At 60.0% G+C, this 11,844-nt stretch carries 9 protein-coding genes; 1 reads left to right on the top strand and 8 read right to left on the bottom strand.

Annotated elements, in window-relative coordinates:
- Nucleotides 1–116 precede the first annotated feature (116 nt).
- From P3T16_RS29920 to P3T16_RS29955, 8 genes are all read right to left on the bottom strand, one after another.
- Nucleotides 117–521 carry a hypothetical protein gene (locus tag P3T16_RS29920; protein WP_429345001.1) on the bottom strand — a complete coding sequence of 135 codons (405 nt, stop codon included), beginning with the start codon at nt 519–521 and terminating at the stop codon, nt 117–119.
- Between the two features lie 74 nt (nt 522–595).
- The gene (gene tnpB, locus P3T16_RS29925) at nt 596–943 is read right to left on the bottom strand and encodes an IS66 family insertion sequence element accessory protein TnpB (RefSeq protein ID WP_429345002.1); all 348 of its coding nucleotides are present in this window, start codon (nt 941–943) and stop codon (nt 596–598) included.
- A complete protein-coding gene (tnpA, locus tag P3T16_RS29930) occupies nt 937–1,269 on the bottom strand; it encodes an IS66 family insertion sequence element accessory protein TnpA (RefSeq protein WP_429345003.1) in 333 nt (110 codons plus the stop codon). Before tnpA ends, tnpB begins: the two co-directional genes overlap by 7 nt.
- Nucleotides 1,270–2,819: 1,550 nt before the next feature.
- A complete protein-coding gene (locus tag P3T16_RS29935) occupies nt 2,820–4,472 on the bottom strand; it encodes an AMP-binding protein (protein WP_429345004.1) in 1,653 nt (550 codons plus the stop codon).
- A gap of 14 nt (nt 4,473–4,486) precedes the next feature.
- On the bottom strand, nt 4,487–5,251 hold the full coding sequence (locus tag P3T16_RS29940; RefSeq protein ID WP_429345046.1) for a nitroreductase: 765 nt from the start codon (nt 5,249–5,251) through the stop codon (nt 4,487–4,489).
- Between the two features lie 82 nt (nt 5,252–5,333).
- Entirely contained in the window at nt 5,334–6,692 is a 1,359-nt protein-coding gene (locus P3T16_RS29945; protein WP_154564013.1) for an MFS transporter, read from the bottom strand.
- Between the two features lie 624 nt (nt 6,693–7,316).
- Nucleotides 7,317–9,005 (bottom strand): tannase/feruloyl esterase family alpha/beta hydrolase, encoded by a 1,689-nt coding sequence (locus tag P3T16_RS29950; RefSeq protein WP_429345005.1) that lies wholly within the window; start codon nt 9,003–9,005, stop codon nt 7,317–7,319.
- A gap of 554 nt (nt 9,006–9,559) precedes the next feature.
- On the bottom strand, nt 9,560–10,576 hold the full coding sequence (locus P3T16_RS29955; RefSeq protein WP_429345006.1) for an AraC family transcriptional regulator: 1,017 nt from the start codon (nt 10,574–10,576) through the stop codon (nt 9,560–9,562).
- Between the two features lie 367 nt (nt 10,577–10,943).
- On the opposite strand from P3T16_RS29955, the gene P3T16_RS29960 reads away from it, so the two are divergent.
- Complete coding sequence (locus P3T16_RS29960) at nt 10,944–11,711, top strand: SDR family NAD(P)-dependent oxidoreductase (RefSeq protein WP_429345047.1); 768 nt, start codon at nt 10,944–10,946, stop codon at nt 11,709–11,711.
- The last annotated feature ends 133 nt before the right edge of the window (nt 11,712–11,844 follow it).

Genomic DNA, 11,844 nt, shown 5'->3' on the forward strand with positions numbered 1-11,844 from the left:
GCCGACAATCCGAGCGACCCGGAACAGGGATCCGCCCAACTGCTGCGCCTGTGGATTCATGACGCGGCATAATCCGGAAGTCGGCATAATGCGTTTCATGCCGCTAGCGGCATGAATCACGTTGTTGTCCGGCAGTGCAGCGTCTCGCTGCGCTCCTCGCCGAAACGCTCAAGCGAATCGAATGCGGCTTTCTGTTCGTCATTCAGATCGTATTCAATGCGCGTGCGCGGCAGGTCCTTCGGCAGGGCCGGACGCCCCTTGCGGGTGTGGCCCGCGACCGGAACCTCTGCGGGCCCGGGCGGAACGGGTAACGCCGTGGTGGCATCGAACAGTTCCGCCTGGCCCGCCAGCCGCTCGGAACTGACGCCGAAGCGCGCGCGGTTCGCCTGGGCAATCTGGTGCTGCAGCGCTTCCAGCTGCTCCCACAGCGCGCACGCCAGCCGGTTCTGCTCGAGCGCGAAGGCTTGAAGCGCATCGGGCTCGACCGGCAGTTCCGCGACAGTGATGGCGGTGGGCGGCATGGCTATCATGATGCCCAACTCGCGCTACGCTTACAAGATCGGGGAGCGTTGTATCTGCGCAGGCGACAGCCAATTCAGCTCACGCGCGTCACCGCGACGGCGCGATGCGGCTCGCGCGCCGGGATCTCAATGCCCTCGAGCCAGGCGTTGAGTTCGGCAAGCGTGAAGCCGCGTTGCGCGAGCGCCAACGGTGACGGAAAGCGGCGCCGTTCAAGGCGCTTGTACCAGAGTGCGAAGCCGGTGCGATCCCAGTATAGGCATTTGACTTTCGAGCGATCGCGGCCGACGAACACGAACAGATTGCCCGAGACAGGGTTCTGGGCAAGCAGTGGTTCGACCAGATACGACAGCCCATCAATCGATTTGCGCATGTCGACCGGCCCACGGCAGATATACGCACGGACATCGGCTGCGATCAGCACCGTGCACCTCCAAGCTGTCCGAGCACGAAACGCACAACGCGCTCGGCATGAGCGCCGGTCAGCTCGATGCGAACACCGGCGAGCGACAACGTCACCCGATCACGTGAAGACGACGGAGCGTCTACCGTCGATGGCGGCGCCTGAATGGCGGGTGCGGTGTCCGGATGGGAAACGATAAATGCCGCGTCCGGTGTGACCGCGAGCGGGTGCGCGTCTGCTCGTGTCTCGCCAGAGAGCTTCTTGCGCCACAGGCCGAAGGTACTGACGGCGAGCCCCTGCTCACGACAGAAACGTCGAAGGCCCAGTCCGCTTGTGGTCCATGCCATGACCCTCTCGCGCCAGAATGCTTCGCGTTGCCCGGGGGCGTCGTGCACCCGTCGGTACGGCCTCTCCCGTTGCGTCGTCCATCGCATTGCTCCGTCGTTACGATGGCATCACCTTCGCACCGCGCTTACGTGTGTTCAAGACGGGATGCGCTGACGGATACGCGAACTCAGCCCCCGGCGGTCGTGCGCATGGAAATGCTGCGATTCGCTCATTTAGCGATTGCCCGCCCCAGGGCGCTGGAGTGTATGCAGCGTGCGAGGGTAGCGCAGCACAGCGCAGTTGACGCGCGCAGTGCGGAAACCTGTCATGAAGGGACTACTTTTCGATTGCTTGTCCGAGACGCTCAGCGTCCAATTTTTCCAGGCGTCCGCGTGCCGTGGACGCACGGAATTATTGGACAGGCGATAGCCAGCGGACTGCCAAAACCAGGATGGGCACGATGGTCAATTCGGAGTGAAGCAAAAATTCTGGACGAAGGAAACTGAGCGGGGAGGGTAGCTGCGCAGAACGACGCCGATGACTGTGTTCGAGGAAGGTGACGAAGATGAGAAAGCGGCGCGCAAGTCGGTCCAGTGTGAGGTCAGGCCTTGACCGGTTCATTGCGAACATCGCACGGGGGCGGCCGTTTATTGTTTGTCGAGCCCGAGAACCTATCGCAGAGTTGACCCTGCCACCGCAATCTTTCAGAAAACATCGCATGCGACGAATGGGTCGCCGACGGTAAAACCACCTTAAATCGTGGCGAATCCGTGCGATCGCCGTGGCCGACGATCAGCCGTCGTATCCGCGCCCGCTCTCAAAGGCCAAAGCGAAGCCGGCCGGTTTGGCCGTTCAGCATCGGACCGCGGTTGACCTCGAGCGGATGCTCGGATGGACACTTGAACGGCCGGTCCACTCCAGCAGGGGACGCATACGGCGCAACCATGCTCGTCGCTTCTTCGGCCACAGCTGACGTTCGGCGATAGGGAGCGGTGCGTCGGCTGCACGTTGGTTTGCAGCCATTCGCAAACTGGCGTCGGCGAATGGCACGTCTCACTGTCAATGAATGAGTCTTCTCGACCCATAGGCGCCCCTCCCGCTTTCATCGTCTCAATGTCAGCTATTGGACGGGGAGCCGCCCGTCACACCGCGTTTGGCAGGTGGGGGTGTCTCGGTTTTGTGTGGCACATAGATTCGATTCGGGGTTATGCAGCCGTGTCTGTCGCCTGTCGCTTCGAACGGTATCGGCTCCCGGTTTCGTTGGCGGCTGATGATGCAAGGCCGCTATAAGATCAAACTGCGCTTGCCCTACGTCCCGAGCAGAGCGATTGCTTCTCGTGACCGGATTTGCGGGCGGCGCCATTCCGTCGCTCCGGGTCAATCTCGCGCGTCAAGAGCACCCCCCTGCTGGAATCGATGTGCGGTATTTCCTGGCGGACCGGCCGGAAATGGCACGGCGTGTACGCACTGCGCTGCTCCATGATGAACCCGCACGAATACGCGCGACTACAGCCGCACTTGACCGTAGTCGCACTTTACAGCGCGTGGCGCGCTCAGCGCACCAACAGCTTCATCCCGCCAACCTCGTGATCGCTACCTGGCTGCCCGCTTGCTCCCGCAGACGAAACTTCTGGATCTTGCCTGTAGCGGTCTTGGGCAATTCCCCGAAAATCACGCGGCGCGGGCATTTGAAATGCGCCAGTCGCTCCCGGCAGAACAAGATGACATCCTTCTCCGTTATGTTAGAGGCATCCGGCTTCAGTTCGACAAACGCACAAGGCGTCTCGCCCCATTTGTCATCCGGCTGAGCGACCACGGCCGCGTTGAGCACGCCTGACATGCGATAAATGACCTCCTCCACCTCGACGGACGAAATGTTTTCTCCGCCCGAGATGATGACGTCCTTGGAGCGGTCCGTGATCTGGATGTAGCCATCTGGATGAACGACAGCAAGATCTCCGGTATGAAACCAGCCGCCGGCGAAAGCTTTTGCCGTTGCGTCGGCATTCTTGAAATATCCCATCATCACCGTATTCCCCCGGACGAGAACTTCGCCGCAAGACTTGCTATCGGCGGGCACTGGTTCGAGCGTCGCAAGATCGGCGACCGACATGTTCTCGAACGCTGCCGCACGTACACCTTGTCGCGCTTGCAGTTTCCCTTGCTGCTCGGGCGGCAATGTATCCCACTCGTCGTGCCAGGCACAGCTGATGGGCGTGCCGGAGATCTCGGTAATGCCAAAGACGTGGTCGACGTCGAAACCCATTGCGTCGACGGCCTCCAGAACCGCTGCCGGCGCCGGCGAGCCGGCGGTAAGAACCCGCACACGGCGCGGCAGCGGCTGCCTTTCCGATTGAGGCATGCTCGCAATGCCTGAGAGCACGATCGGCGCCGCACAAAAATGATCGACACCGTACTCGACGATGGCGGAGAGAATATTCGCGGCATTCACCTTGCGCAAACAGACGTGCGTTCCCGCCGCGGCAGTAATCGCCCATGTGAAGCACCAGCCGTTCGCGTGGAACATGGGAAGCGTCCACAGGTAAACCGGCGCACGCGGGAGCGGCCAGTTCGTCATCTGCAACAGGCTCATCAGATAGGTGCCGCGGTGGCTCGGAACGACGCCCTTCGGATCCCCGGTCGTCCCGGACGTGTAGTTCAATGCAATGGGCGTCCACTCGTCGAGCGGGCGGCGGCCCGCAAATGCCGGATCACCGCTCGCCAGCAGCGACTCATAATCAGTTTCCCCGATGGTGGGGCCATCGGGCGCTTCGTGATCGTTGATGTCGATCACACGCGGCGGATTGGGAACTGACTGCAATGCTTTCTCGACGAGCGGTGCAAATTCGCGGTCTACGAGCAGGAGCTTGCATTCGCCGTGGCGCAGAATGAAGGCGACACCGTCAGCATCGAGTCGGCAATTGATGGCGTTGAGAACCGCCCCCGAGAGCGGTACGCCGAAGTGGGCCTCAAGCATGGCCGGGGTGTTCGGCGCAATGATCGACACCGTGTCGCCCGGTTCGATGCCCAACTGAACGAGCGCCGACGCGAAGCGATAGCAACGCTCGCGCGTCTTCGCCCATGTCTGCCGGAAGTCGCCATGAATGATCGCGGTTCGATTCGGATAGACGTCGGCGGTTCGATCAAGGAAGGTCAAGGGCGTCAATGGAACGTGGTTTGCCGCGTTCTTCTCAAGTCCTCGAGAATAGGCCGTTGCACTCATGACTTTGTCTCCATTCATTCTTGGTAGAAAGTAGTGAAATCGCCGACCGCACTGCGCTCCGTGACCAGAGTGTTCTCGATGCAGTTGGGATCCGCATAACCCAGACTCATTCCGCACACCAACATGTGGTTGTCGGGAATGGACAGTTCGTTAGCGATGACACGGTGGAACTTGTTGAAAGCCGCCTGCGGACACGTGTCGAGGCCCCGCGCGCGGGCGGCGATCATGACGCTTTGCAGGAACATGCCCGTGTCCAGCAGACTTCCTTCACGCATGATCCGGTCAACCGTGAAAAACAGGCCCACCGGTGCATCGAAGAAGCTGTAGTTGCGACCGTGCTGGACGTGCATCCGCTCCTTGTCACCCTTCTCGATGCCCAGCAGGCCATACAGGTTCCAACCAACCTCACGCCGGCGGTCCACATACGGTGCGATCCATTCGCGCGGGTAGTAGTCATAGGGCTCGTCCAGGTCGGAGCTGCGAACGGGATCGTCATTGATCTCGTTGATGGCGGCAGACAGGCGGGACTTCATGGCGCCTGTCACGACATGCACATGCCAGGGCTGGATGTTGACGCCGGTTGCGCTGAAGCGAGCCACGTCGAGGATGGACTCGATCTGCTCGCGAGGAACCGGCGTGGGCAGGAAAGCACGGACGCTGCGCCGCGTGACGAGCGCCCAATCGACGGCTCGGTTCACGTCGGCAAACGAGCTCAAGGGAGGAGGAGATAGACGGTCCATTTCGATGCCGGGATTGAAAGTTGCGCTGCACTGAATCATGTAGCGTTTGTTGAGGGTAACGCCCGTACGAGCCGCGTTGTTCGCAAGAATCTCGGCCACGAAGCTGCATATGGCGGAAATGTCAGCGCCCCGCGCCGCCCTGAACCGCGACAACAGGCACGCTGTTTGAGCGATGCGAATCGGCACGTGTCTGGTTGATCAGCGTCACCGCCGCCGCGCCGATGAGGCCAGCCAGGCCGATTGCCATGAAATTCTGTTCCAGCGGCAACTTCAGGGAGACGAGCCAACCAATGAGCACCGGAGCCACAATCGCGCCGATCCGGCCCACGCCAGAAGCAAAGCCAACACCGGTAGACCGGATCGCATGTGGATAGAAGTCACCCGCATAAGCGTAGGCAAGCAATTGCGTACCGAGCGTCGATGCGCCGACAACGAATACGACGGCAAACAACGATACGGTCGACTTCGTGTAGCCCATCAGCGACAGCGCAACCGCCCCGACGATGTAGAACGCAATCAGCACCCGCTTGATGTTGACCTTGTCGCTGAGCCAACCGCCGAAGATCGCACCGGCGATCGCGCCGACGTTGAAGACGATCACGAAGTTCAAAGCTGAACCCAGGCTATACCCAGCCATGGCCATCAGCTTGGTCAACCACGAACTGAGCGCGTAGACCATGAAGAGGCCCGTCATGAACGCGACCCAGATCATCGTGGTACTGAAGCCCCGCCCATCCTGGAAGAGTCGTCGCACCGAAGCGTCGCTGGCTTTGTCTGACAAGGAACCTGCAAACTGCTCTCGACCGCTCAGCGGATAGTCGGGCACCAGCCGCTTCATGACTGTGCGCAGTTCGTCGTGCCGGCCGCTTTTGAGCAGGAAAATCATTGAATGGGGCATCGTTTTGATGATGAATGGGATCAACAGGACAGGCAGGCCCGCGGCAAAAAAGACGGATTGCCAGCCGTAGCTGTCGATAAGCTGCTTTGCAGTCAGCGCCACCAGAATCCCGCCAATCGAATAGCCTGCGAACACCAGCGTGACCAATCGGGTACGCAACGCATTGGGCGAAAACTCCGCCATCTGCGCGGTGACAATCGGCAAGACTCCGCCGATGCCTAGGCCGGCGACAAAGCGCGTCACGCTGAAACTGATTGGATCGCTCGTCAACCCGGCGGACGCCGTGAAAAGACTGAAAAGGGCCACGCAAACGCACATCATCGTTGGTCGTCCGAAACGGTCCGCCAGCGTGCCAAGGAAAATGGCCCCGAGCATGACCCCAACAAGTGTCGAACCAGCCATGATGCCCGCGCTGGTCGCGCCGATGTGCATGTCTTTCATGATCGATGGCAGCGCCGCGCCGACGACGGCAAGATCGTAGCCATCGAGTATCAACATCAAGACACACCAGAACAGGACAAGGGTATGAAAGCTATTGAATCTGGCCCGGCCGGCGAGTGAATACACGTCTATCTGGTTCATGTCGTCTCCTTGGTTTTAATCTCGTGCGTGAAATCCGCGCGAGCTGTGGGCGCCATCGATGGGGCGCCTTTATCGCGCCCCAATCAACCGCTGCTGTCGTGCTGCCACCAGTGTCAGGCGGACGCAGGTGGCAGTCCATGTCCATCAACTTCAACCTGGATGAGGTCATCGAACACCAGCGTTTCCGGCGTTGCGCCGCCGGCGGTAGCCCAATCTCTGTTAGGCGAGGGCACCGATTTCCAGTTGGAGAAATCGCTTCTCGTGACGACGGATTGACGCAGTCCCTCGGACAAACCATGCCCCCGTTGCGACTGTCCGCAGCGCACTGGTTATTCGTCTGAGTACGGGCGTAAAGATGGACGCTGCGGATCAGCTCGGCGGGATAGTCGAGCCGCGCGCTATATAGCGCAGGATCCGCGAGCAGCGGATCGACGCAAAGTTCCTGCGCAACGAAATGCGGTGAGCCCGCTCAGTGTGGCCGCAAGCCGGATGCCGTTGCAGGTCGTTAACGGGGTGGGGCTTTGCATCGGGCCGGAACGTGCGCACCCAGTCGCGTCAGCGCTGGAAATTCCGGGTGGAAGGTGGCCGTCCGGCACGGCCAATGGGTGCGCACGGCGAACCGGACTAATTCGAGCACAAGAAGCTCGCCGCCAGATTCTGGTCGCCACCGATGTATTTGGGCCACTGTGGGTATTCGCACATGGGCCTGGTACGTCCGGCTGTTGTCGGAGTCAGGTCGGTGATAGTCAGATCTTTGGGCTCAATTCCTTTCGTCACCCAGTTGTCCAACGCCGTCAGACCGTCATATGAACCATTGAATTGTCCGCCGAAGCCGTGGGCCGCGCCCGGAACCAGGTAGAACTTCAGAAATTGACTAAGTGGCCCCTGCCCGAATCGGGATACCAGCCGGTTATAGTAATCAATCGACAATTGCGCCGGAATGAACTGGTCTGATTGCCCGTGCTGGAGAATGATCTTGCCGCCGCGGCTCTGGAATTGACTCAAGTCAGTGCTGGTGCTGTCCATGAGTGCGCTCACCGCCTGGACGCGCGAAGTTAATGATCCCGGGTTGGCAGAATTAAAATTCAGAATGCTTGATCCAGCGTCGCGAGCGACCGCAAACCGGAGCATGTCATTTGAAAACGTGTAATAAAATGCGCTCTTGCCGATCACCCCAGGCTCGACCATCGCATCGGCAGCGGAAGTGCCCCAGGCCAAGCTAGTGGACCAAAAATCCGCCCCGGTGAATGCGTTATATGCTGGAAATGTCTGTATTCCGCTTGCCAGATTGAAGCTAAAGTTAAGCGGTGTGCCAGCGGTGGTTAGCGTATTGATTTGTGCGTCTGACAAGCAACTGTCACCGGTGTCGCCCCCGCCGGAGCAGCGAATCACTGCTGGATCGAACGCGCATGCTGCAGGGTTACTGATAATGCCGTCAGCGACGCCATCCAGAGCGTCGCATTGCTTCATGACCGCTGCGAGAACGGCCTTGCCTTTAGCAGGCGTGACGTATCCTCCGGGTGCCAGCAGGGATTGCGAGATCCTGCCCATCTGGAGCCATAGTCCTGTTATTCCTGAAGCTGGATAGGTCGAAATGATACCGTCGTAGTCTTGCGGGAACCGTTGTGCCGCAATCAAACCTTGTCGTCCGCCACTCGAACCACCAATAAAGTAGCTGTGCGCGAAGTCCGAGCCATATCTTGCCTTTGCGATGTAGGCTGCGAAGTCATGCGTCTTCTTGATGTGGTCGCCAGCATAGTTGGCGAGTGCCTCATCGTTTGTTGCGAAGGAACCGTCTAGGATGGTTCCCTCATGCCCACTGTCGCTCCCGACAGTCACATAACCCCTGCGCAACGGCGTACTGACGCCTGCGGGCTCTGCCCCGGATAAGAACCCGTCAAATGGTGAGCCCTCGGTATTGGCGATGGTGCCGTCAAATCCCCCGCCACCGAAGTGAACAGCTTTTCCGTTAAAGTTAGTCGGAAGGTCCACCTTCACCCGGATATCGGGCGCATTGAAATCGACCGGATGGATAGTTCCGAGCACTTTGCAGTACTCACCATTGCTGTTAGCAGAATCAGTATCAGAAACGAGCGTCGCTGACACGACAGTGGCACCGGTTGTCGGCAACCCAATAGAGCTGGCAGGAACAGTCATACCAGCCAACGCACTACACTTCGCGGCTGGCGTCACGACAGCGGCGTTTGCCGGTGCCGCGTCATTGCCGCCGCAGCCAGATACGGTAACGGCTGATGCTGCGAATAGAACACTCACAATAGCCGGGCTTCGGCGAATTCTGAACCGGGTTCTCATTCTCGTCTCCATATATTTTTTTGCTACCGCAATGCGCTGCTCATCGAGGGCAATTTTTATTTGCCGCCGCCGATTCGGTGACGCGCTGGCGGGAAAACTGGTGCCCCAGTAAGCGATGACGCTTCACTTATTTTGCGGCGGCGATCAAGTGCGGGGCTCTTGCGGAGCCAGCTATGAATACTCTGCGCAACCGGGTGCGAGGCTTGTTCTGATTTGCCGGACGCGACTGTAGTGTCAGCCTGGCTGGGACGCCAATCCATGTCCGCCGACTTCAGTTTGCATGAGGTCTGTGGACACGTTGGGCTTTCGTTGTGCTTCATGCGTTGGCGACCCATCATCCCGAGAATTCAAGTGAGGATGAGTGCAATGCCGCTGGGGCGCTGCCCGCCTGTATGCGATTCATCGGTTGCCCGGCTTTACTTTGCCTTGCCTCGGCAGCTATGCTTTTGCGCAACGCTCGTTCGGAAACGAGGATCGAGCCGTTTCGACAGGTCAGACGTACAAGCAAGTCGGAACGCTCGAATTCCGCTATGACAACGGTACGAGTTCTAACGTTAAGAGTTGGCCTTGCCGTGGCGGTACATTCCCGGGCTGGCCCCGGTCCACTTCCTGAAAGCCCTGTGAAAAGCACTGGTTTCCTGAAAGCCAGTCCGCGCAGCGACTTCGGCGACTGTGAGAGAACTGCTGGAAAACAACTCGATTGCGATGTCACGGCGCAATTCGTCTTTCAGTTGCCGGTAGTTCGTGCCTTCGGCCAGCAGGCGGCGTTGCAGCGTGGCCGCGGATAGATTCAGTAACCGCGATAGCGCGTCGAGGTCCGGCCAGTCGTCGGGGGCCTGGTTTCTTAGTCGGCGCCTGACCTGGGCCGTAGTGCTCGATTCATTGCGATACTTGACCAGGATATTGGCTGGTGCGTTCTCCAGGAACACACGCAGGCTCGCTTCCGTGCCGGACAGTTTGAGGCCGAGGAAACTGCGATCGAACCGGATCAGGGTCTCCTCTGCGGAGAACGTCACATCCTCGCAGAAGCGCATGCGGTAGTCGCTGTCATCGATTGGTGGGGAGGCGCGAAACCGCATCTCGATCAGTGGGATCCGTCTGCGTGCGAGCCAGCATGCAAGACCGTGCACGAGGATGAACCACGTCCCGTAGGCAAAGAGCCGGCGTGTCCGCCCATCGTCATGCAGGATGATCACCGCATGCTCGCCTTCGCAGCGCAACTCCCCGTGAATGTCGTCGAGAACCGCTCGCAGGAACTTCAGCATGCGACGCAGCGCGTGTTCCAGATTGTCCGCATGCAGCACCGCGTGACACATCAGAGCGTAGCTACCCCGGCGCAGTGCGTGGCTGTCGAGGCCAAAGAACTCGTCGTCCATCAAGTCGGCCAGAGCCGCCCACAGACGCGAAAAGGCCAACGCCGGCACACGGGCTCTCGGCGCATTCAACAATTCCGCCGCGATTCCAGCGTGCTGGAGGACGGCCGACACATCGAGATTCCGTTGGCTCGCCGCGAGGATTGCCTCGCGTACCAGGCTGATAGAGGTTGTGCCCTTGTCTTGAGTGTCATTCATAGTCAGGCGTACCCACAGAAAGTGTGGTGATGTTAATCGCTGCCGGGCGCAAGTCAAACCTGCTACCCGACTGAACGCGGGCAGTCATCGGCCGAAGAACGCTGGCGGGCGACCCATGCCCCGACCGATATGTCCGACGGGCACACGCATGAAGAGGTCTATGGGCATGTGCGTACGCTCGCCTGCCGCTTACCATGGCCGTTCAGTTCGTTGTCGCGAGTGTGGCACTGTTGGACAAGGTCATACAGCATGGCGGCCATATCACATGAACCATGCAAGCGGCATCAATGGCTTCGGAATCCAGAGCTTCCGGCGAAGCACGGGCCTGGCCGTTGCGCGTCCGGATACTTGCTTTTGGGAGACAGCGGTGCAGATTCAACACAAAGGATTCGTCATCACGGGTGGCGGCTCAGGGCTGGGCGCCGCGACGGCGCGCCGTCTGGTGGAGGGGGGCGCCTCGGTGCTGCTTGTAGACCTGGACCAGGACGCCGGCACTGCGCTGGCGGCGGAACTCGGCCGCAATGCTCACTTCGCCAAGGCTGACATATCCGACGCAACGAGCGCCGAGCGTGCGTTGAACGCGTTTTGCGACATCGTCGGCGCGTTGCATGGGCTGATCAATTGCGCGGGCGTTGCCCCCGCCGAGAAAGTGCTTGGACGCGAAGGCCCGCACCGGCTAGAGAGTTTCGCGCGCACCGTTCAGGTCAACCTGATCGGCGCTTTCAACATGGTACGGCTGGCCGCAGCCTGCATGGCCAGAAACACGCCCGAGACCGATGGCGAGCGAGGGGTGATCATCAATACTGCTTCAGTCGCCGCGTTCGATGGCCAGATTGGGCAAGCAGGCTATGCGGCCTCCAAAGGCGGTGTCGTGGCGATGACGCTGCCTATCGCGCGGGAATTGGCCCGCAATGGCATTCGCGTACTTGCGGTCGCGCCCGGAATCATGGAGACGCCGATGCTCAAAGGCATGCCCACCGAGGTACAAGACGCTCTTGGGAAGATGGTCCCCTTTCCCGCGCGCCTTGGTCGGCCAGAAGAATTCGCGGGCCTTGTGCTGCACATTCTCGAAAACACCTACCTGAACGGCGAGGTGATCCGCCTTGATGGCGCCATCCGTATGGCGGCAAGGTGAACTCGGCGCCTTGAGCGCACGTCATTGTTCCGGCTACCGCCTTGCTTGAGTTCGTCGAGTCGCCGAACCCGGAAGGGCTCAGATGACCCGTGAACTGCAAAACTTTCCGAACCCCTTGCAACGCCGCCGCGGA

This window comes from Paraburkholderia sp. GAS42 (genome assembly GCF_050436565.1).
In the GTDB taxonomy this organism is placed as follows: domain Bacteria; phylum Pseudomonadota; class Gammaproteobacteria; order Burkholderiales; family Burkholderiaceae; genus Paraburkholderia.

What these genes read in the sequence shown, in the direction of transcription:
- P3T16_RS29920 (WP_429345001.1), bottom strand. Translation starts at nt 521, where the DNA reads ATGCCGCCCACCGCCATCACTGTCGCGGAACTGCCGGTCGAGCCCGAT.
- tnpA (WP_429345003.1), bottom strand. Translation starts at nt 1,269, where the DNA reads ATGGCATGGACCACAAGCGGACTGGGCCTTCGACGTTTCTGTCGTGAG.
- P3T16_RS29935 (WP_429345004.1), bottom strand. Translation starts at nt 4,472, where the DNA reads ATGAGTGCAACGGCCTATTCTCGAGGACTTGAGAAGAACGCGGCAAAC.
- P3T16_RS29940 (WP_429345046.1), bottom strand. Translation starts at nt 5,251, where the DNA reads ATGATTCAGTGCAGCGCAACTTTCAATCCCGGCATCGAAATGGACCGT.
- P3T16_RS29945 (WP_154564013.1), bottom strand. Translation starts at nt 6,692, where the DNA reads ATGAACCAGATAGACGTGTATTCACTCGCCGGCCGGGCCAGATTCAAT.
- P3T16_RS29950 (WP_429345005.1), bottom strand. Translation starts at nt 9,005, where the DNA reads ATGAGAACCCGGTTCAGAATTCGCCGAAGCCCGGCTATTGTGAGTGTT.
- P3T16_RS29955 (WP_429345006.1), bottom strand. Translation starts at nt 10,576, where the DNA reads ATGAATGACACTCAAGACAAGGGCACAACCTCTATCAGCCTGGTACGC.